At 65.5% G+C, this 20,852-nt stretch carries 17 protein-coding genes and 1 tRNA gene; 12 read left to right on the top strand and 6 right to left on the bottom strand.

Features of this window, described 5'->3' with window-relative positions; genetic code table 11:
- Positions 1-52: 52 nt before the first annotated feature.
- On the bottom strand, positions 53-2,302 hold the full coding sequence (locus VT03_RS27950) for a tetratricopeptide repeat protein (RefSeq protein WP_075096054.1): 2,250 nt from the start codon (positions 2,300-2,302) through the stop codon (positions 53-55).
- A gap of 302 nt (positions 2,303-2,604) precedes the next feature.
- Here VT03_RS27950 and VT03_RS27945 point away from each other — a divergent pair, with 302 nt between their 5' ends.
- The 4 genes from VT03_RS27945 to VT03_RS27930 all read left to right on the top strand — a co-directional run bounded on the left by VT03_RS27945 (position 2,605) and on the right by VT03_RS27930 (position 6,938).
- Positions 2,605-2,976 (top strand): hypothetical protein, encoded by a 372-nt coding sequence (locus tag VT03_RS27945; RefSeq protein WP_075096053.1) that lies wholly within the window; start codon positions 2,605-2,607, stop codon positions 2,974-2,976.
- Between the two features lie 120 nt (positions 2,977-3,096).
- Positions 3,097-4,422 (top strand): PP2C family protein-serine/threonine phosphatase, encoded by a 1,326-nt coding sequence (locus VT03_RS27940; protein WP_075096052.1) that lies wholly within the window; start codon positions 3,097-3,099, stop codon positions 4,420-4,422.
- 455 nt (positions 4,423-4,877) lie between these two features.
- Positions 4,878-6,167: a Gfo/Idh/MocA family protein gene (locus tag VT03_RS27935; protein ID WP_075096051.1), complete on the top strand. Its 1,290-nt coding sequence runs from the start codon at positions 4,878-4,880 to the stop codon at positions 6,165-6,167.
- A gap of 117 nt (positions 6,168-6,284) precedes the next feature.
- Positions 6,285-6,938 carry a hypothetical protein gene (locus tag VT03_RS27930; RefSeq protein WP_075096050.1) on the top strand — a complete coding sequence of 218 codons (654 nt, stop codon included), beginning with the start codon at positions 6,285-6,287 and terminating at the stop codon, positions 6,936-6,938.
- A gap of 112 nt (positions 6,939-7,050) precedes the next feature.
- On the opposite strand, the gene rpsT is transcribed toward VT03_RS27930, so the two are convergent.
- Positions 7,051-7,320 (bottom strand): 30S ribosomal protein S20, encoded by a 270-nt coding sequence (gene rpsT, locus VT03_RS27925; protein WP_075096049.1) that lies wholly within the window; start codon positions 7,318-7,320, stop codon positions 7,051-7,053.
- A gap of 245 nt (positions 7,321-7,565) precedes the next feature.
- Between rpsT and VT03_RS27920 the strand changes: the two genes are divergently transcribed.
- The 7 genes from VT03_RS27920 to VT03_RS27890 all read left to right on the top strand — a co-directional run bounded on the left by VT03_RS27920 (position 7,566) and on the right by VT03_RS27890 (position 14,389).
- Complete coding sequence (locus VT03_RS27920; RefSeq protein ID WP_075096048.1) at positions 7,566-7,988, top strand: amidohydrolase; 423 nt, start codon at positions 7,566-7,568, stop codon at positions 7,986-7,988.
- A gap of 174 nt (positions 7,989-8,162) precedes the next feature.
- Positions 8,163-9,362 carry a DUF1573 domain-containing protein gene (locus VT03_RS27915; RefSeq protein WP_075096047.1) on the top strand — a complete coding sequence of 400 codons (1,200 nt, stop codon included), beginning with the start codon at positions 8,163-8,165 and terminating at the stop codon, positions 9,360-9,362.
- Positions 9,363-9,551: 189 nt separating this feature from the next.
- Positions 9,552-9,624: transfer RNA gene (locus tag VT03_RS27910), tRNA-Ala, on the top strand.
- A gap of 195 nt (positions 9,625-9,819) precedes the next feature.
- Positions 9,820-10,302, top strand: a complete 483-nt coding sequence (locus VT03_RS27905; RefSeq protein WP_075096046.1) for a hypothetical protein — start codon at positions 9,820-9,822, stop codon at positions 10,300-10,302.
- Positions 10,303-10,704: 402 nt separating this feature from the next.
- Positions 10,705-10,998 (top strand): hypothetical protein, encoded by a 294-nt coding sequence (locus tag VT03_RS27900; RefSeq protein WP_075096045.1) that lies wholly within the window; start codon positions 10,705-10,707, stop codon positions 10,996-10,998.
- A 179-nt stretch (positions 10,999-11,177) separates the two neighbouring features.
- Positions 11,178-12,611: a sensor histidine kinase gene (locus tag VT03_RS27895; RefSeq protein WP_075096044.1), complete on the top strand. Its 1,434-nt coding sequence runs from the start codon at positions 11,178-11,180 to the stop codon at positions 12,609-12,611.
- Between the two features lie 458 nt (positions 12,612-13,069).
- Positions 13,070-14,389 (top strand): PQQ-binding-like beta-propeller repeat protein, encoded by a 1,320-nt coding sequence (locus VT03_RS27890; RefSeq protein ID WP_075097331.1) that lies wholly within the window; start codon positions 13,070-13,072, stop codon positions 14,387-14,389.
- Positions 14,390-14,426: 37 nt separating this feature from the next.
- On the opposite strand, the gene VT03_RS27885 is transcribed toward VT03_RS27890, so the two are convergent.
- The 3 genes from VT03_RS27885 to VT03_RS27875 form a co-directional block, all read right to left on the bottom strand.
- Positions 14,427-15,140: a hypothetical protein gene (locus VT03_RS27885; RefSeq protein WP_075096043.1), complete on the bottom strand. Its 714-nt coding sequence runs from the start codon at positions 15,138-15,140 to the stop codon at positions 14,427-14,429.
- A 129-nt stretch (positions 15,141-15,269) separates the two neighbouring features.
- A complete protein-coding gene (locus tag VT03_RS27880) occupies positions 15,270-16,097 on the bottom strand; it encodes a hypothetical protein (protein ID WP_156514811.1) in 828 nt (275 codons plus the stop codon).
- Positions 16,098-16,450: 353 nt separating this feature from the next.
- Positions 16,451-16,888 carry a hypothetical protein gene (locus tag VT03_RS27875; RefSeq protein WP_156514810.1) on the bottom strand — a complete coding sequence of 146 codons (438 nt, stop codon included), beginning with the start codon at positions 16,886-16,888 and terminating at the stop codon, positions 16,451-16,453.
- A 462-nt stretch (positions 16,889-17,350) separates the two neighbouring features.
- Between VT03_RS27875 and VT03_RS27870 the strand changes: the two genes are divergently transcribed.
- The gene (locus tag VT03_RS27870; RefSeq protein WP_075096040.1) at positions 17,351-19,705 is read left to right on the top strand and encodes a DNA topoisomerase (ATP-hydrolyzing) subunit A; all 2,355 of its coding nucleotides are present in this window, start codon (positions 17,351-17,353) and stop codon (positions 19,703-19,705) included.
- A gap of 57 nt (positions 19,706-19,762) precedes the next feature.
- Here VT03_RS27870 and mraY read toward each other — a convergent pair whose 3' ends face one another.
- Positions 19,763-20,848, bottom strand: coding sequence for a phospho-N-acetylmuramoyl-pentapeptide-transferase (gene mraY / locus VT03_RS27865; RefSeq protein WP_075096039.1), 1,086 nt, complete (start codon positions 20,846-20,848; stop codon positions 19,763-19,765).
- Between the last annotated feature and the right edge of the window lie 4 nt (positions 20,849-20,852).

Here is a 20,852-nt window from a genome sequence, read left to right as displayed (position 1 = left end):
GGCCCGGGGAAGCAGAGCGACGACCGGGCTCCGGACCAAGACCACAAGCTCTTCACGGGGTGGGAGGACGCCGACCGGCCCGGTAATGCTCCACCCGCGTGTCGATCGCCTTCGCCAGGTCCTCCCGTCCCGCCGTGCGAGCGAGCTTCGCCGCCTCCTCCCCGAGTCGAGCCGCCTCGTCGAAGCGGCCCTGGCCGGCGGCTCCCATCCCCATGATGTCGAGGGCCTCGGGCGGGGGAGGATCGAACAGGAGCCGGACGGCCGCAGCGAGCCAGTAGCCTTCGGCAATCTGCGAAGGCGTCGAGTCCGCGCTCGAAGTCATCCGGGCCGCCGCCCGCAAGGAGGCGACCGGCCAGTTCGAGTCCATCTTCACGAGGATTTGCACTTCCCGGCGGGCCGCGTCGTCTTGACCGGAGGCCAGGAGCATGGTGACCCAGCGACTCCGCAGCCGGGGTTCCCGCGGCAGCAGTTCGACCGCCTTGCCGAACGAGTCCGCCGCGGCCTGCCAGTCGCCGAGTTCCAGATAGGCGTTCCCGACATTCCCCTGGGCCGCGGAGCTGTCCGGATCGTCGTCGCGGATCCTGGTGAGGTGCGGAAGGGCTTCGCGGGGAGCCCCGGCGCGCATCAGCCGCACCGCGATCTCACTCCGCAGTTCGACGTTCCTGGCGGTGCCGAGTCCCTCTTCCAACAACCGGCGGGCTTCGGGCAGGTCGCCACGGCGGACTGCCCCTTTCCCCAGGATGAGGTGGCAGCGGGCGCGCGTCTCCTGGAGATCAGCGCCCGCCAGTTTCAGGGCGGAGCTGGCCGCCGCCTCGGCCTCGTCCCACCGTTCCAGGCCATCAAGAGCCGCCGCGAGCCCCGCGTGGTACTCCGGCACTTCGGGAACGAGCTGGACAGCCTCCTGAAACGCCCGGGCCGCGTCGTCGTAGCGCCGGGCGTCCAGATTGAGAATCCCGACGTTCCACCAACTCTCCGCGCACGGAGCGACGCGGGCCGCATGGAGCCACAGGGTCCGGCCGTTTCGCCAGACCCGGCCCTGAGCGACGCTCTGGAGAGCCAGTGGAATGAGAAGGACGGCGAACGCCACCCCAACGCCGAAACTCCGCGCGCGAGGCCCGAGGAGGCCAACGGCCACAGTCCCGATTGCCGCGAGCAGCGGAATGCTCGGGAGATAAACGTAGCGGTCCGCGTGGGCCTGCCCCCCCAGCTGGACCAGGCCGATCACCGGGACCAGCATCCCGAGATAGCAGAGCCAGCCGACCGTGACCGCCGGCCAGCGCCGCGCGGCCAGGATCGCGCCGATCGTCCCGCCCAGCAGGACGACGATCGCCACGACAGCCTGCCACCAGGGACGGTGATCGGGAAGGGGATAGAAGACACAGAGGTTCGCCGGCCAGAGGGTTTGTCCGACATAAACGGTGTACGCCCAGGCCGCCCCCAGCACCCGTTGAACGCCGCTCACCTCATGCAGCGTTCGGACCGCCCCGCCGCGCTGCTGGGCGATAAACGTAACGAACACCGACCCGGCGACGAGCAGCCACAGCGGCCACTTTTCCAGCGCGAGCCACACGCCATCCCGCCAGGATTTCCAGCGCCCCAAAGGCCGCCAGTCAAGAACGAGGAGCACGGCGGGAAGCGTCACGGCCATCGCCTTCGACATCAGGCTCAGCGCCAGGCAGACCGCAACGATCCCCATCCTGACCAGCGACGGTGAGCGGGCGTAAGCCGCATAACGGTCGACCGCCAATAGAGCGAAGAGTGCACTCAGCAGCCCTTTCCGCTCCGAGATCCACGCGACGGATTCCCACCGCAGAGGGTGGATCGCAAACACGAGCGCGAGCAGAAAGCTGCCGAATCGCAGGCCGGTCAGCGTCCACATCACCCGCCACACGAGCAGGGCATTGACGGCATGGATCAGCAGATTCGTGACGTGATGCCCTTCGGGATTGTCTCCCCACAGCGCGACATCGGCCTGCCAGGACCACCACGTCAGAGGATGCCAGTTCGCGAAGTACAGGGTGGTCAGCCCCCACTTCAGATTCTCGAGGGTCGGGCCCCCTTCGACATGTTTGCTGTTCCGGATGTACTCGGGGTCGTCGAAGTTCACATAGCCGAACCACGCCGCCTGGCCGAAGACCGCCAGGACCACCGCGACGAGCAGAGCCCCCAGTCCGAGATTCTGCCACAGGACACGGTTCCTGGTCCTGTCGAGCCCCCCGGTGGTGGCCTCGGAATGCCCCGCAGCGGAGTCGAGCGCGAGGCGTCCCGCGGGGCGTTCGGATCGGTCGCGGTTCCTCGGCATGAAAACGGATCACTGCGGGTCGGGACTCGGGGCGGTTCTGCATTCGACTTCGCTTCGAGGGTCTCTGTCAAACGCGTTCGATCGACCGCGGGAGCCCCATCCGGCCCCGCCGGCTCCTAGGACCGACTGGCTCCGGTCGTCGCCATTCGGCATCATCCGGGATGCCGAAAAACAACGCGTCTCCGCCAGGAACGACGAGAGACCGCGGAAAACCCAGGGGCCGGCGTGTCGTCCCCGAGCCCGCGCGATTCGGCGTGCGAGGTGCTTGACTGCGGGAACATCCTTCCCCCGAAGATCCCACCATGCTCCTGCGGCCCCGGCCTGTCACCCTGCACAGCGAAGAGTTTCACGTTCACCACACCGGGACGACACTCATCCTGAAGCTCTGCGGCTTCATTGACGACCAGCAGGCCCGCCTGGCGTCGGTCGACGAGAACCATGTGGCAATGGACTTCGGCCCCCGCTGGTGGTGGCAGAGCCTCCTGACGCAAGCTCCCCGATTCCGCATGCGGCTGACGTTTCAGGACGCGGAGCCGGATGAACTCAGCGACCGGAAGAATCAGCTCGCCGTCGCGGTGGCACTGGAAACGGACACCGCCGAGTCCTCTTTGACAGACCAGGCCGCCTGGTGGCTTCTCTGGCGGCTGCGTTCGTATCTGATGGTGGCCCACTGACGGCACCTGGCTGGCAACCGGGGCGGCGGAAAGGGGCACAATCTCGAGCGGTCCGGCGCGGCGGTCCTTCGAAATCACTATGATCGGGGTCGCGCTGCTTCCCTTCCTCCGCGCCTCTCCATGCCCCCTTTCACCGTCTCTGATTCCGCCCCCACTGCCGACCGTCGCCCCGCGATTCCGATCACGGATTGGCAGGAGCGACTGGCGATCGTCTGCGAGACGATGAAGGAGATGAGCCTTCAGACGGACCCGCAGGAACTGGTCCGCACGTTCGGGCGACGGATGGCGACCGTCTTTCCGGCCGACCGCCGGATCTCGCTCAGTCGGCGGGGGCTCAACGAACCGTGGTATCGAATCACCCGGTACAGCGGCTGGAAGGACGAGATCAATCCGTGGGAATCGCCGGAGAAGCTGCCGGTCCTGCACGGCGGGATTCTCGCCGACCTCTTCTACGGGGAAGAGCCGCAGGTGATCGATGATCTGCGGTTCGCCGCGGACGACCCCGCGGCGCCGTACCTGGAGGGGCAGCGGTCGCTGATGGCGATCCCGCACTTCGACGGCGGGCAGGCCCTCAATATGGTGATCAGCACCAGTTCGCGGCCGGCGGCCTTCGACCGCGAGAAGTTTCCCGAAACGGTCTGGATGTCGAACCTGTTCGGCCGCGCGACGCAGAACCTGCTGCTGAATACCCGGCTGAAAGAGGCGTACGGCCGGATCGACCGCGAGCTGAAGACGATCGCCGAGATCCAGCGGAGCCTGCTCCCGGGATCGACGCCGGAGATTCCGACGCTGGGTCTCTCGGCCTACTACCGGACCTCGACGCATGCCGGCGGGGATTACTACGACTTCTTCGATCTCGGGGAAGGGCGGTGGGGGATCCTGATCGCCGATGTCAGTGGGCACGGCACGCCGTCGGCCGTGGTGATGGCGATCACGCACGCCATCGCGCATCTGTCCCCCAAAGAGGTCGATCCCTCGAAGCTGCTGACGTTCGTGAACCGACACCTCACACAGAGGTACACGTCATCGTTCGAGTCGTTCGTCACCGCGTTCTACGCCGTTTACGACGAGCGGGACCGGACGCTGACCTATTCCTGCGCGGGGCACAATCCACCGCGGTTGACGAGCCAGTGCGCCGATCACGTCACCGTTCTCTGCGAGGCCGCGGATCTGCCGCTGGGGCTGTCTCCAGACATCACATACGAATCGCACAAGATCAAGCTGACTCCGGGAGACCGGATCGTGATCTACACCGACGGGATCGTCGAAGCGGCCAACATGCAGGGGGAGTTGTTCGGGACGAGACGCCTCGACATGGTGGCTCAGACGTGTGGTGCGGAGTCGGCGGATGCGCTTCTTGAGCGTCTTCTGGAGTGGCTCAAGACGTTTACGGAGGATGCGCCTCCGGAGGACGACCGGACGGTCATCATTGCGACGGTCCGGTAGAGACGAGGACGAGAGCTGCATTTTCACCGGGTCCAGGGGCACCCTGGTGGGGGAGTGCAGAGGGGGCAACGCTCCTTTGCCCGCCGGAGGCCGTCTCGTCGAGAGATGTCTGAAGGAGCATGTGTCCAAGCGCGGACAACGTGTCGTATGCCCCCTCACCAGCCCGCGGGGACTGCAAAGCGAGCGGTGTCGATTGAGGGAGTCCTCATAGCTGGTACCACAAAGGGGACATCCGTTACTTACCACGGTTCCTCGTGGAAGTGCCTCCGGCGGCAAGGGGGCGTGGCCCCCTTGACCCCAGGCTGCCGTGGCACGTTGGGTTTGAGCTATGGAAGTCGTGCCGGCAAGGACGCGGTTTGAGCCATCTCGCTCTCGGTCGGTTCCCTCGCCAGACCGATCGGCGATCGCTTAAATGACACCCTGCGCCGCGTCACATTCCAGCAGAGGCTTTTCACATGACCGTTCGCAACTCCCGCCGCCACTTCCTGCAAACCTCGGCCGCCATCGGAGCAGGGTTGTTTGTCGCCCCCGGCAGCCGCGGGGCGGACCAGGCGGCGAAGTCGCCGAACGAGAAACTCAACATCGGAGTCGTCGGCCCCGGGGGCCGGGGATACAGCAACCTCCAGGGGGTCAGCGGCCAGAACGTCGTCGCGATCTGCGACGTCGACGACCGGCAGGCGAAACAGGGCTGGGAACTCTGCCCCAAGGCAACCAAGTACCGCGACTACCGCCGGATGCTGGAGAAGGAAAAACTCGACGCCATCGTCGTCAGCACGGCGGACCATACGCACGCCCACGCCAGCATCACCGGGATGCGGCAAGGACTGCACTGCTACTGCGAAAAGCCGCTTACGCACTCCGTCTGGGAAGCCCGGCTCGCCGCCCGGACCGCCAAGGAGTACCACGTCGCCACACAGATGGGGACGCAGATCCACGCCGAGTCGAACTACCGCCGCGTGGTCGAGATCATCCAGTCCGGGGCGATCGGCAGTGTGACCAAGGCGTACGTGTGGGTCGGCAAGGGATGGGGCGGGGGAGAGCGGCCGGCCGCTGGCGAGCCGATCCCCAAAGAACTCGACTGGGACGTCTGGCTCGGTCCGGCCCCGTGGCGGGAGTACCACTCCATGTACCTGCCAGCCAACTGGCGGCGATGGTGGGACTTCGGCAACGGCACCCTGGGGGACATGGGCTGCCACTACATGGACCTCGTCTTCTGGGCCCTCGGCCTCCGGCATCCGACGACAATCGCCGCCGAAGGACCGCCGGTCCACCCGGAGACGGCGCCGCTCGGCATGAAAGTCACCTGGGAGTTCCCGGCAGCCGGAACCCAGCCCGCCTGCACGCTCCAGTGGACCGACGGCAACATGCTCCAGACGGAGTACGACGGCCACAAGTTCGGCGGGGCAGGGGTGTACTTCGTCGGCGAGAAGGGTTCGATGTTCGCGGACTACGGCTCGTACAAGCTGTTCCCCGAGGACAAATTCAAGGACTTCACACCGCCGCCGAAGACGATTCCCGATTCGATCGGCCACTACGCGGAGTGGATCAAGGCCTGCAAGGAGGGGACGCCGACGACCTGCAACTTCGATTACTCGGGGGCGCTGACCGAAACCGTCCTCCTCGGAACGGTGGCCTATCGCGTCGGGCGGAAGATCGAGTGGGACGCCTCGAATCTGGTCGTCACCAACGCTCCGGAAGCGGCCGAGCTGATTCGGCGACAGTACCGGAACGGGTGGGAGCTGTAGGTCGGATTTCGCGCCACCAGACCGACTCGTGCCCGCAGCCGATGATCAAGGCGGTCAGTGGCAAACGTCGCCGTGCTCGAACACTTCGGGTGCGGCCCTGTTTGACAGCGGGGTCAGATGGTGTCGCATCACCCGATCTCACGGCGCGCCCAGCGTTTTCTAGAGCACCTGCAGGAGACTCGTGCGGATGAGTTGGCGCAGAGCTGGTTCAGTCTCTTCCTGTTGCCCCATGAGCCGGGCCTCTATGAGGCCATCGCCCCGTTCGCTCTGGCGCGAATCGACCATTCGCATTCTCAGCCAAGCGACAGGATTGATCAGCGTCTGAACAATGTGCTCAGCCCGATCCTTTGGATGCTGGAGCGCGCCTCCTTGGCCAACGCGGGGCATTACCAGGAGATCGCGAACCACCTCGGGCCTTACTGTTGCAGTCCGAACGTGGATGTCGCCGCGATGTCTGCGAGATACTTCCAGCGCTGCCCTCGATTCGGCGAAGTCGCCATCCCGTATTTGCTGAAGACCGCCCGCCTGGACCGATCTTTTCCGCCGGAGAGCGCCTTGAGTCTCCGCGGCCTAGCCTTCCTGGCACTCAACGAGGTTGTGCCTCAGTCGCCGGTCCCGCCGGAGCTTCATGCCGCCTGGAAGGACTGCACCGAAGGACACTTCCGCCTGGCAGAACGGTCCACCGGTTCTGAGAACGACCTGATCGCGAACAGGATGCTATGGCTCGGCGTTGCCCCGCAGAGTGAACCGATCGGCGTCATAACTCAGTAGAGCTGGCGTCACGCTCCGCGAGCGAAGCCCCTTCATTCCAGCCCGCGCAGCAAAAAACGGACTCGTTGTTACCGAGTCCGTTTGCGTCTCTATGAGCGGTCGAGAGCGAAGACTACTTCGGCTGCTTCGACTTGATGAGCTTGGTCAGCCGCGACTTCGTGCGGGAGGCCGCGTTCTTGTGGATCAGATTCTTGCTGGCCGACTGATCGAGCTTCTTGGCAGCCAGATTGTAGAGGGCCTGAGCGTCTTCCACCTTGCCTTCGGCGACAGCCACCCGGACCTTCTTGACGGCGGTCTTCAGAGCGGAGCGGATCGAGCGGTTATGCGCCCGGCGCTTCAGATTCTGACGGAGAGCTTTCTCGGCACTGGTGGTATTCGGCATGGCTCTGCGAGGTTGTCGACTGCCCGAAACTGAACAGTCACCTGAACGTGGAAATTCGGAAAGGGACAGACAATAGCGTCTGGAGAACGGTCGTTCCAGCCCGTAGTGCCCCGCTGCGGCGACTTTCCGCTAGAATGACGATGATCGCCCGTTCAGAACGCGATTGAGCCTCCTGCGGGTTCGCCCGTCGGCTCCTTAGGATTCGTTTGGACAGGACGGGCCATGCTCCTGCGACACCGTCAACGATGACACCCGATTCTCCCTCTCTCTCCGATCCCGGCCGGCTTGTCGAACGGGCCCAGGCCATCATGGCCCACGCCTGGATGGTCCGGACCTTCATCAAACACTCGACCGAAGTCGAGGAGTTTCCCGAACTGATGGGAATCGTCCGCTCCGTCTTTGACACCGCCCGGGCCCTGGAAACCCGGGTCGGCGATCCTGCGGCCTATTTCAAGATGCTGGGAAAGAAGATCCGGAAGCTGGAGATCGCCATGGAGGAGTTCGCCCGACAGGCCCCGGAAGCGTCCACGCACACGAACTTCGTTCAGGCCGTCCTCTCGATCCGGACCTGCGTCGACGACCTGAAAGGCGTGCTCCGGCAGGCCGGCGCGGGTCTGGCCGCAGCCGCGGACGAGCCTGGGACGAACGACGAGGAATTCGACTCGTAGGTGGGCCGGCGCACACGATTTCGGTTCGCCAAGGCTTCCCATCCCGGCTGTCGATGCGCGGCCGGCGCTCACAAATCTGGACGCATTCCCGAGGAACGCCTTACAATTCCACCACAGTCGCCAGTCAACTCGACGTGGCGCCAGAGATCAGGATCCTGTTGTGTCGAGGCATCGATGCCGTTTTCCCTTGGCCGCACCGCCGTTCTGACCGCCGCGGTTTTCGTGGCGGGGATGCCGCGGAGCATGCCCGCCCAGGGAATCCCGGTCCAAGGGATCCCACCCCAGGGAATTCCGCCTCAAGGAATTCCGCCCCAGGGAATGCTAGTCGGGCAGCCCGAGCTGAACTGGGCGCAGAAGATGTTCTCCCCCGCACTGAAGCACGACTTCGGCTCGGTCGCCAAGGGGGCGGATGTCCGCTGCCAGTTCACGATCACCAACATCTACAAGGAACGGGTGGAGATCCGAAACCCCCGTTCCAGCTGCGGTTGCGGCAAGCCGACCCTCGTGGATCCCAAGAACCCGGCGGTCCAGACATCGGCGGTGATGCTGGAGACCAATGAGAGCGCGGCTCTCGTCGTCCAGATCGACACAATCGGCCATGACCGCGCCAAGACGCCAACGATCTCCGTCGACATCACGTTCTACGCCGACACGGGCGCCTACTCAAAGGTCGTCGACATCCCGATCACGGTTTACATCCGTCCGGACCTCGTCATGACGCCGGGGGCGGCGGACTTCGGGAACCTGGACATCGGGGCCGGGGGAGAGCGGCAGATCAACATCGCCTACGCCGGGGCGGAGTCGTGGAAAATCCTGGACGTGAAGTCGGGCAACCCGAACGTGCAGCCGACCCTCGTCCAGCTCAATCGCGGCGCCGGTCGCGTCGACTACATGCTCACGATCCGCGTCGCTCCGAACACGCCGGAAGGCGCGCTGCGGGAACAGCTGCAGCTCGTCACCAACGACCTCAACAGCCCCAACGTCCCGTATCTGGTCCGCGCCAACATCACCCCCGAGTTCCAGGTGATCCCGCCGGTGGTCAAGTTCGGTACTCTCAAGCCAGGAGTGAAGAAGACCGTCTCCGTCATCGTGAAGGGGAAGACTCCCTTCAAGATCGAGCAGTTCGAGTGCGAATCGAACCGCCGCTGGTTCCAGGCCGGCCGGGCTCCTGAGGCCCGGACGATCCACCGCGTCGAGATCACGGTCGATCCGCCCAATGAGCCGGGGCCGGTCAAGGAGACGTTCCTCGCCACGATCGAGGGACGGCAGGTGCCGATCAAGTTCGCCGGAGAAGCGGTCATCGCTCCCGCGGACGCCGCGCCCGCGGTGAGCCCGATGGGGAATGCCGGGGCGGGCGGCATGGTCGGCCCCTGAGTGGCCGCCGATTCGCTCCAGGCCCGTCGCCGCCAGTCCGGTGGGTGAACTCGACGCCGCGGCGGGTGTCCTGTTGCGAGCCGCCCGTCGAATCGACGAATTCGACTCGGTCACTTTTCCATCCTCTTCGAGAGCGATAGACTCTCGCACACTTCACGGGCTGACCGAAATCATTTCGTCAGACCGCAGGGGGGCGTAGCTCAGTTGGGAGAGCGCAGCGTTCGCAATGCTGAGGTCGAGGGTTCGACTCCCTTCGCCTCCACCTGAAAAAAAGCCGCAGGTTTCGCCCTGCGGCTTTTTTTGCGCGCCGCGCGCCAATCCCCGTAAACAACCTGTACAACCCTGTTGACACAACCCTCCCAATCCGCATAATCGGAACTGATCGAACTCGACCGCCACACACGCACTGGTCCGCCGGCGTTTCGCAGCCGCTGGCAGAGTTCGAAGGGAAAGTGTCATGCGTCTGCTTCGTGCCCTCTGGCAGGATGAACACGGGGTCATTCTCTCTGCGGAAATGGTGCTGATCGGCACCCTGGGAGTCGTGGGAGCCACTGTCGGGCTCTCCGCCATCGCCCAGTCCGTCGGTGACGAGATGACCGATCTCGCGCGGTCGTTCCGCAGCCTCGATCAGAGCTTCCATGTCGAGGGGGTTCGCGTCGGCAAGGCCTGGACGGCGGGCTCGTCGTTTCAGCAGGAGCCGGTTGAGGTCTCGCTCAAGAGGCTCGACGCCGACATCGAGCGGATGACGGTCGACGCGGAGGAGCGGGCCGACAAGGCCGCGGCCGCGCAGAAGAAGGAAGCCGAAAAGCGCGCTCTCCAGGAGAAGAAGACCGAGGAGATGAAGGCGGAGCCCAAGAAGGCCGACCCGAAGAAGGAAGCCCCCCGGAAGAAGAAGCCGAAGGACAAGGACCGCGAGACCGCGGCGGACCTGGAGGCCTGAAAAAGCCCCCCACTTTCGCTCACGCTCCGCGACCAACTGACCGATTCAGCCCGGCACTCCCAGAGATGCCGGGCTGTGTCGTTGATGCGGTTCGCGAAAGAGCGGAAATCTGTCGTGGCGAGGGAGAAGCGGAACTCTCCGGTCCCTCATAAACTGGTAAGAATTTTGTTGACAATTCCGCAGAATCGACGAAAAATCGGCCTCGCCCGGTTGACGACCTGCCTGAGCCAGACCCTCCCTGTTTTCGACTTCAGTTGCCCACGTTTCAGCGAAAGATTCGCGCCGACCTCGCTGTCGGTTCGTGGGGCAATTCTGCAAGGACAGCACGCTGTTTCGAAGACGTGGCTCCATCCTGGGTGCTAACACCTTCGTTTGCTGTCTTTCATTGATAAGGAGTGCTTTATGGAGTTTGATTTCGAGGTCGATCCGGAACTCGATCTGGCCATCGGAACCGAATTGAGCATGGATGAAGCGGAAGGGGAGTACGAAATCGAGGACTTCTCCTCGATGGGAGTCGACCCGCTCATTCCGACGCCGGCCAAGCCGGGTTCGGAAGACAAGGTCCGCATGCTCGCCGCCCGCTACGCCGCCGGTCTGCCGCTGTGGCATGACGAAGACTGTTATGACCACGGTCCCGTCGATTCGTCGGTTCTCGCCGGCCTCGGTGAAGAGGCTCCGGAAGAAGACGATTTCTAACGATCGTCCTCTCACATCGGTTGCAGGATGGGGTTGGCTCTGCCAACCCCTTTTTCTTTGGCGCTCCGCTTCCGATGTCCCTGGCGCCCCGCTTCCCGCTCGCGTCGACGCGTCTTCATCGAAAGCCAACACGCCCTGACAATACTGCCAACAAACGCCGCATGACGCCCGTCTCATAAATGGCCGCTCCTCTCTTTCGAAGTCGACTCTTCCGCACCGCGTTCGTCGCGACTTCGATTCCGGCTGGGCTGACGCTCGTCGCGGCCTTCCTGTTGACGGACGCCGGCTTGTGGACCGTGATCGCGCTGGCTTCGATCGCCGCCGCCGCCGCCCTTGCCGCCACAGCCCTCTGGGTCCGACCGATCTCTCTGCTGGTCGATGAATTCCGGGAGTTCGCGGCGGAGGCGGACACCAAGACCCGTGCCCAGGGGATCAGCCGCCCGCTGGCCCGACTCACGCGCCCGACGGGGGACGACGAGCTCCACCGGGCGGTGCGGGCGGTAGAGTCGCTTGGGCTGGCGGCCTGCGAACGGGTCGACGATCTGGAGCGCCGCCAGAAGGAGCTCGAGCAGGACTTCACGCTCCTCGAGGGGATCCTGGGGACAATGCAGGAAGGAGTCGTCGTGGTCGACTCCCGCGAGCTTCTGCGGTACGTGAACGTCGCCGGGCGCGTGGCGTTCGACGTCGCCAGCCGCGAGGCAGTGGGCCGTTACGCCTGGGAGTCGATCCGCAACTCCGCGCTGCAGGAGATCGTCGACACTGTCCGGCAGCAGAAGATCCCGATCCGCCGCGAGATCGAGATCCCGCGCCGCCGCCGGATCGTCGCCATTTCCGCCGTGCCGCTTCCGGACGAGCTGGGCGAAGGAGTCCTGGCGGTTGCGCACGACGTCACGGAGCTGAGGAGGCTCGAGACGATGCGCCGCGAGTTCGTCTCCAACGTCTCCCACGAGCTCAAGACGCCGCTCACCTCGATCCAGGCCTACACCGAGACATTGCTCGACGGAGCGATAGAGGACGCGGCCAACAACCGCACCTTCCTCCAGCAGATTCTCCAGCAGACCGAACGCCTCCAGACCCTCATCCTCGACATGCTGCGGCTGGCCAGGATCGAGTCCGAGCCTGAGGCGTTCGAGATCGTCCCGGTCGCCGTGGCGGGGCTTGTCCGCGAGTGCCTGACGGTTCATGGGCCGATCGCGGACCAGGCCGGGGTGACGCTCTCGGCCCGGGAAGTCGAGGGGGACCTGCAGGTGCTGGCGGACGCCGATGGCCTTCGCACGATCCTCAACAATCTCGTCCGTAATGCGATCCACAGCACGCATCGTGGGGGGAGCGTCGAGATTGTGGCGCGGCCGACGGGGGACGTGGCGGAGATCTTCGTTCAGGACACGGGGGTCGGGATTTCCCGCGAGCATCTGGCCCGGATTTTCGAGCGGTTCTACCGGGTCGACAAGGCGCGGACGCGCGGGGCGGGGGGGACCGGGTTGGGGCTCGCGATTGTGAAGCACCTGACCGAAGTGTTTCACGGCGAGGTCTCGGTGGAGAGTGAGCTGGGTCGCGGCAGCCGGTTCACCGTGCGTCTTCCGCTCACGAGTCCGTCGCTGATTCGGGCCTGAGACGTCTCGAACGCAGTTCTCGCCGGCACGGCTCCCATAGCTCAAACCCAACGTGCGACGGCAGCTGGGGTCAAGGGGGCCACGCCCCCTTGCCGCCGGAGGCACTCCTGTGAGGAACCGTGGGACACAACGGACGTCCCCTTTGTGGGACCAGCGTTGAGGATTCACGGCTCGCTCTGGAATCCCGGCGGGTGAGGTGATGGGGCATCCGGCACGTTGTCCGCGTTTGGACGCGCGTTCCTTCAGACATCTCTCGACGGCCAGGCCTCCGGCGGGCAAAGGGCCAGAAAAACAACACAGGCCCCTCTGCACTCCCCACCGGGGTGCCCCTGGACCCGGTGAGGCCAGTGACGTTGGGTTTGAGCATTCAACCAAACAACAAGTCCTCTGGTCCTCCTCTCCCTGGCTCGTTAGGGTTCCGACCAAGGCCCATGACGGGCCCGGAATCGGAGTTCCGGATGACGGGAGCACGACACACAGGAGGCAGGCGCATCACGGGCATCGCCCTGGCCGCCTGCCTCGTCGGGCTTCCAGCCACTGCCCAGTGGCCGCAGTTCCGGGGCCCGACCGGACAAGGAAAAGCGGGAGACGTCACGGTTCCGCTGAAGTGGAAACCGGATCTCCACATTCGCTGGAAAACGGAGATCGAAGGACTCGGCCACTCCTCACCGGTCATCGAAGGGAACCAGATCTGGCTCACAACGGCGTCCACCGACGGCAAGACGCTGGGAGCCATCGGGCTCGACCGCGAGACGGGAAAGATCCTCCGCACCGTCACAATGCTGACGCCGTCCCACGTCGAGGAGATCCACGCCAAGAACTCCTACGCCTCGACGACCCCGGTCCTCCACGACGGAAAGCTCTACGCCCACTTCGGGACCTACGGAGCCGCCGCGATCGATACGGCGACCGGTGAGGTCCTCTGGCGAAACGAGAACCTGGCCATCGAACACCAGGGGGGGCCCGGCAGCTCGCCGGTCCTGTTCCGCCCGGCGGGCCTCCTGATCGTCACCTGCGACGGCGCGGACGCGCAGTACGTGGCGGCTCTCGACATCCGCAGCGGGCGCGAAGTCTGGCGGCGCCTGCGGTCCGCCCCCCTCCGCGACAACCTGATCACTCACCGCGCGTTCGCCACTCCGCTCCTCATCGAATACCAAGGGCAGCACCAGCTCATCTCCCCCGGCGCGGATCAGCTTCACGCCTATGACCCGGCCACCGGCGCGGAGCTGTGGCACGTCCGCTACACCGGCTTCTCCACCGTCCCCTGTCCCGTGTTCGACGGAGAAGCCGTCTACTTCTGCACGGGGTACTTCAACCCTCAGCTGTGGGCGGTCCGTCCGGACGGTAAGGGGGACGTGACCGAGACGCACATCCTCTGGAAGTACGACACCGCGGTCCCCGACACACCCTCTCCGATCCTGCGGGAGGACCAGTTGCTGATGGTCTCGGACAAGGGGCTGGGAACCGTACTCGATCCCAAGACCGGGAAGCGCCGCGCGACCTTCCGGCTCAATGGCAACTTCGCAGCGTCACCGATCGACGTCGGGGAACACCTCCTCTTCTGCTCGGAGGAGGGTCGGGTGCGGGTCGTGAACCCCGAGCCCAAACCGCGGATCGTCGAGAGCTACGAGTTTCCGGGCCGGCTGATGGCCTCGCCGGCGGTCGCGGGACAGGAGCTCTACTTCCGCACCGATCAGGCGCTCTACCGCGTTGAGGAGACGGCCTCCGGCAACACCCCGCCCGCATCCACCGCCAACAAAAAAAGAGAGGGCGACTAGTCGCCCTCTCTCGCAGAATGATTCTGATCGCGTCGGCTTACTTGTTGACGGGCACCAGGGCCGGCGTCTGCGACGACTTCTCCAGAGCGCCCGCCTGCGGGGCCGGAGCCGGAGTCGGCCCATCGGCCGGCACCGGAGCCGGGGTCGTACCGGCCGGAGTCGGCTGGACGGCCGAGCCGGTCGCTTCCGGGCAGTAGGCGCCGTTCATCCCCCGCAGCTGGCAGAGGTCATGATGGAAGTCGGCCGGGTTCGGCGGTCCCGGGATCATGCCGGTGTAGGCGTGCCAGCGGGGAACGGTCTGGTAGTAGTAGCCGAGCTGGGTCGTGTCCGTCGGCATGTAGACCACCGGAGGCCGCGGCCCACCGGCGACGTACGGGCTCGGCTGACCGGTCCACTGATCCGGGAACCACTTCTGGTAGGCAACCGGACGGGGATAGGGGAGCTGGACGCGTCCCGGAGGAGCCCAGCCGTGATCCGGCGAGTGGGTCCCCGCACCGTGCGGGCACAGGAAGATGCTGGCGACTCCACGAATGTGGCCAGTGCCGTTTCCGCAGCGGCCGCCGCGGCAGTTGCCGTCGGTCCGGCAGGGGGCTCCGGCCGTCCCCGCCTGGATGGCGTCGGCCCGACCCTGGCAGTCCGTGATCCGGACCAGCCCTTCGTTGCAGTCATCCGCCATCGCGATCGATCCGCTCAGAGCCAGAAGCCCTCCGGACATTCCGACAGCGAGCGCCTTAAGCGTCTTGCTGACCATGGGAGTTTCCATTCCTAGAAGTGTGAGTTCGTTCTGACCTGAGGCTGTTTCGAAGAGCCGCCGGGACGTCGCCGTCCCGGCGGAGGACTGGAGGCTGCGGGCTGGATCGATTCGGTTTCTGCCGGACGATCAGGGGGCGAGTCCGTAAGGACCCTGGCCGATCGGGGCTCCGCCGTAAGGAGAGACCGGATGCGAGACCGGCGTCAGACGGCTCGAGGGGACGCCCCAACCGTAGTTGTACTGGTGGTGGACGACCGGCGCGAGGGGGACTCCGACCGGGGTGTTGAACACCTGGGAGCTGTAGACCATCCCGTCGCGGGGATCGAAGTAACCGGGATTGACCGGGTAAACCATGTGGTACTTGCCGAGGAGCGGCGTTCCCTGGCCGCACGAGCCGGTGCAGTGGAAGTAGCCGAGCTTCTTCCGCAGCCAGCCGTCATGGCATCCGCCGGCGCGGCACCGCTCGCACTCCGGGCATCCGGGAGGGCAGGAGCCGTCGTGGGCGCCGTGACGATAGGCCATCCCGCGGCGGGCATCTTCCCGACGGATGCGGGCCTTCTCGGCGGCCATGATGGCGTGCGCCTTGATATGCCAGCAGAGACCGGGTTCCTGGCACTCCACCGCGTTGTTGGGGCAGTGCTCAGCCGGACAGTGCTCGGTCGCGTTCGACCGGCAGTAAGGCTGGGGAGCTCCGCCGCAGGGAACCGGACCGCAGGACTGGGCCGGAGCACAGGGCTGCGTCTGTTCGCAGTTCGCCGGGGTGGCGACCTGCTCGCCGGCGACCGGCGTGACCGACGCCGGAGCCTCGGGCGACTGGGCCCGGACCACCGGAGCCTGGCGGTCCCGGATCCGGACGACGCCCACGCTGTCGTCCGCGTAGAGGCCGCAGGCGGTCGCGGAAACGACCAGTCCCGCAACGGACCGGACCATCCATGGGGAAAGGAGCAGTCTCAACATCGCTTCCATCCTGGGGGTAAAGACCGATCCGTCCGGGATTCCGGCAGACCAGCTCGGAATGTCACGTTCGTCTACGGACCGTCCCCGATCCGGCACGTGCCGGATCGCCAACCTGGCGGGGGCCAGCGGGCGGTCCGTGGAGCCGCCTCGCGGCGCTCCCTCGGCGGGAAATGTCATGCCGACCGGAACGGTCCGATCAGCCGCGGCATCCCCGGAATCTGTCTTCGTTGTGCTTCAGCTCGCCGATCGTCGGTCCAAGTCCATCGGCCAGGCTGGTGTCGCCACCCTGCCGGGCGAGCGGGGGACCGCTCGCACAAACGGGAGGGAGGATCGTCCAACGTGGCGGCGGGAACTCAGTGGCGGGGCGGGATGAAGAAGGAGAACGGGGCGCGGTGGGAGAGGTAGTTCACCTTGACCATCGTCCCTTCGAGCTTCCACTTCTCATGCTGCCGGACGCCCCACGGCGTCACGATCCAACCGCCGTGCACCTTGTGGTAGAACGGCGGGTACATGGCCTTGTACTGATGCGGATACAGGTACTCGTGCGGAGCGAGGGCCTGGTTCGTGTAAATCGCGCCGCCGTTCCACGGAGGCGTGTACTGGACCGGAGAGGGGTAGAGCGGAGCGTTGAGCTGCGGATACTGCCCGACGTTGACTCCCTGGCAATACGGCGCCGGAGGAGCTCCAGCCGCCGGATACGGCGCGTCGATGGCCGGCACCTGGGCCAGGGCCGAGTTCAGCAAAGACGCGGCAAAGAGAACCGCCGCCCCCGTCATGATTCGTACTGACATGTCCTGTTCCCCCTCCCTGAGGTTCCACGGCTCGCTGGAGTCGTGGGCGCGATGAATCCGCCAGGTCCGTCATGACCTGGCCCCCCTGCATCTGGCCGTATCGCTTGCCGGACAAGATGTCGTAGTTGAATTTCGGCATTGGCCCAAAAGCGGTTCACTGGATTCCCATGGGAACGGTTGAAACGGCACTGCGTCACAAGGCATACCCCTGTCGAAGGTTGCGCCGTGCGTACTTGCACTACAATCCGCACCACCAGCAGGATCGTCAGGGTTTGCCCAGCTTGCTAGACTTCCGCGCTTCGGCGTCGGAACACCGCGGTCGCCGGTCGGTTTAACTGGCTGCCGGGCAGCAGGTTGCAGCGACAGGCCGCCCGCCGGCATCGCCGATCAGGGATTGGACCGGTTCCACCTCCACGAGGGAGGGGAGCCGCGGAACGGAACACGGGAAGACGGAGACTTGCAGTGGTTTCTCGCAGCGCGGCGAATGGGGACGAAGACCAGATCCAGTTCGTTTCGATCAGCGATGAGACCCGGCGGCGTTACCTCAACTACGCCATGTCGGTCATCATGTCCCGGGCCCTCCCGGACGTCCGCGACGGCCTCAAGCCGGTCCATCGTCGGATCCTCTACGTGATGTATCACGAGCTGGGGCTGACCGCCGACGCCAAGTTCGTGAAGTGCGCCCGTATCGTCGGAGACGTCATCGGAAAGTTTCACCCGCACGGCGACGTGGCGGCCTACGACGCCCTGGTCCGCATGGCCCAGGACTTCACCCTCCGCGAGCCGCTCGTCCACGGCCAGGGGAACTTCGGCTCGATCATCGGCCTCCCGCCGGCGGCCCAGCGATACACCGAAGCCAAGCTGACCCGGCGGGCGGAGCAGCTCATGGAGGAGCTGCGGTACGAGACCGTCGACACGCGGACGAACTACGACGGCACGCGCGACGAGCCGGTCGTCATGCCGGCCCAGTTCCCCAACCTCCTCGTCAACGGGACGCAGGGGATCGCCGTCGGGATGGCGACCAACATGCCGCCGCACAACCTGGGGGAAGTGCTGCGGGCCTGCATCTTCATGATCGAGAACCCCGAGGCGAGCGTCGCCCAGGTGATGGGGAAGCTCAAGGGGCCCGACTTCCCGCTCGGCGGACGGATCGTCACCGACCGGACGGAATTGCGGCAGGCGTACGAGGAAGGGCGGGGGAGCATCAAGGTCCGCGCGGAGTGGAAGCTCGACACCGAGCGGGGGAAGGAGTCGAAGAACCGGATCGTCGTGCACACGATCCCCTACGGAGTCGAAACCGGGCCGCTCATGAACGCCCTCGGCGAGATCCGCGATTCCCGCAAGCTGCCGCAGCTCGTCGACGTCGCGGACGAGTCGAACGACAAGCTTGGGATGCGGATCATTCTGGAGATCAAGCCGGGCTCCGATCCGGCGGCCGTCATGGCCTACTGCTACAAGCACACGAAGCTCGAGGACAACTTCGCCTACAACGCGACCTGCCTGGTTCCGGAGGAGAACGGGGCGCTCGTCCCGAAGCGGTGCTCGCTGACCGAGATCCTCCGGTACTTCCTCGACTTCCGGTTCGCGACGGTCCGCCGGCGGTTCGAGTACCAGCTCCGGCAGCTCGAGCGGCGGATCCACATCCTCCGCGGCTTCGCGATCGTCTTCGACGGGCTCGACAAGGCGATCAAGATCATCCGCTCCAGCGACGGAAAGGCGGACGCGGCCGAGAAGCTCATGAAGGCTTTCCCACTCGATGCCGAGCAGACGAACGCCATCCTGGAGCTCCAGCTCTACCGCATCTCCCAGCTCGAGATCGGGCGGATCCGGCAGGAGCTGGCGGAGAAGGAAGCGGAGGCGGACCGCATCCGCAAGATCCTCGCCTCCGACAAGAAGCTGTGGGGCGAAGTCCAGAAGGAGCTGCAGGCCCTCGAAGAGGCAGCCACCGAGCGCCGCCGCACCGCCATCGGATCCTCCGAGGAGATCGCCGAGTTCGACCCGCAGGCCTACATCGTCCGGGAGAACACGAACGTCGTCATCTCGACCGATGGATGGGTTCGGCGGATCGGCAAGATCTCGTCGATCGACAAGCTCCGGATGCGGGACGGCGATGAAGTGCTGTCGATCGTTCCCTGCAGCACACTCGACAATCTCATTGTGTTTGCCAACGACGGAACGGCCTACACCCTGCCCGCCGACCAGATCCCCGCGTCGACCGGCTACGGGGAGCCGCTCGCCAAGCACGTCAAACTCTCAGACGGCGTCGACCTGGTCGCCGCCCTGGGGACGGATCCCAGGATCACGCCGGCGGACAGCGAAGTTGAAGACCAGCCCGGCCCGGCCCCTTACCTGTTCATCGCGACGGCGCTCGGGCAGGTGATGCGGCTCTCGCTCTCGCTGTTCCGGCTCCCCTCCACGAAGAACGGCCGCCGCTATTGCCGGCTCGCCGAAGGGGACAAGGTGGTGCACGTTCAGATCGTGAACGACCCCGAGACCATCTTCCTGATCTCGCAGGCCGCGCGGCTGATTCATTTCGCCGTGCAGGAAGTCCCGGTCCTGGGATCCGCCGGACGAGGAGTCCGCGGCCTCAAATTGAGCGAGAAGGGGGATAAGGTCCTGGGGGCTCAGATTCTGGCCCGGCCGTCCGATGCCCTCCGCGTGATCAACGAGAACGACAAGGAACTGAGTTTCGGCCAGATGAAGTACGCCGTCACCGGCCGGGGAGGGAAGGGGATCAAGACGAGCCAGCGGACGTCGATCAAGCGGATCATCCGTCCGGAGCCGCCCCTCGTGGACTGGAACCAGTTTGAGTCGTGAGAGGGTTTTCGGTCGTCAGTTTTCAGTTCTCAGCCAGCCGGGGGCGAGGACTACCATCTAGAGCGTGCGGAGCTTGAGCGTCGCCAGTCCGGCGATCGCCAGGAGGATCGCGGCGATCCAGAAGCGGGTCACGATCCGTGTCTCGGGATCGCCGCGGAAGACGAAGTGGTTGTGGAGCGGGCTGCACCGGAGCGGCTTGCGGCCGATGAGCCGATACGTCCCCATCTGGAAGAAGACGCTCAGGGTCTCGATCACGAACACGCCGCCGACGAAGATCAGCAGCAGTTCCTGTTTGACCGCCAGCGCGGCGAGCCCCAGGACGGCCCCCAGGGAGAGCGCTCCGGTGTCTCCCATGAAGACCTGCGCGGGATGGCAGTTGAACCACAGGAAGCCCAGGACCGCGCCGAGCATCGCCCCCAGGACGACCGTGATCTCGCCGCTTCCCGGAACCGACGGAATGCCGAGATGCCGGGCGAACTCTGCGTGCCCCGCCAGGTAGGTCAGCACGGCGATACAGGTCCCGGAGATCAGCCAGGTGCCGGCGGCGAGACCATCCAGGCCATCGGTCAGGTTGACTCCATTGGAGCTCCCGACGACGACGAGCGCCCCCCAGATCAGGAACCCGGTTCCGAGCGCTACGGTGACGTTTCCCAATGGGAGAACGACAGTTCCGGCGTCGGAACGCGACTGGCCGGCGGATTGCAGCCACCACGTCGCGATCAGTCCCAGGACGACCTGAACGACGAACTTCTGGCGGGGGGTGAGTCCCCGCCGGAGGCGCCGGATCTTGATCCAGTCGTCCGCCGCTCCCAGGGCTCCGAAAGTCAGAAGGACGAAGAGCAGCAGCGGCACAAAGGGATTGGCGAGATCCGCGAGCAGGGGAGTGACGAGGCACGTGGCGCCGATCAGCAGCAGCCCCCCCATTGAAGGGGTGTTCTGCTTCGCGGCGTGCAGTTCATTGAGCCGCGCCGAGGCACTGTCGATCCGCTCCCCAAAACGGCTGCGGAGCCAGCGGATGCCAAAGGGCCCGGCGATCAGGACCGCCAGGAAGGCTCCCAGCGTCGCGAGCGCGATGCGGGTTGTCAGCGATCCGGGAACCAGTGCCGCCGCAAACAGAGCTCCCGCAATTCCTCCTGAATCCATCGTC

Origin of the sequence: Planctomyces sp. SH-PL14 (assembly GCF_001610835.1) — a bacterium.
In the GTDB taxonomy this organism is placed as follows: Bacteria; Planctomycetota; Planctomycetia; order Planctomycetales; family Planctomycetaceae; genus Planctomyces_A.
The sequence above is the reverse complement of the archived record's forward strand: the minus strand, read 5'-3'. Positions and strand labels throughout refer to the sequence as shown.